Annotated in this window: 1 protein-coding gene; it reads left to right on the top strand. The window is 62.2% G+C overall.

The window, feature by feature from the left end; genetic code table 11:
- The coding region (locus OU789_RS16825; RefSeq protein ID WP_274656948.1) for an AAA family ATPase at nt 1-278 on the top strand (278 nt) is incomplete at both ends.

Here is a 278-nt window from a genome sequence, read left to right as displayed (position 1 = left end):
GTTGCCGTCCACAACCACTACAAGCGGCTTAACCATCAGACCAAGCACAACGACGTCGAACTGGCGAAGTCGAACATTCTGCTGATCGGTCCGACCGGTTCGGGCAAGACGCTGCTCGCGCAGACGCTGGCCCGCATCCTCGACGTGCCGTTCACCATGGCCGATGCGACGACGCTGACCGAAGCCGGCTATGTCGGCGAGGACGTCGAGAACATCATCCTGAAGCTGCTGCAGGCCGCCGACTACAATGTCGAGCGCGCGCAGCGCGGCATCGTCTA

Source organism: Halocynthiibacter sp. C4 (assembly GCF_028823805.1).
GTDB classification, from domain to species: Bacteria; Pseudomonadota; Alphaproteobacteria; order Rhodobacterales; family Rhodobacteraceae; genus Falsihalocynthiibacter; species Falsihalocynthiibacter halioticoli.
Note: the sequence above shows the minus strand (reverse complement) of the source record. Positions and strands in the feature narration are given on the sequence as shown.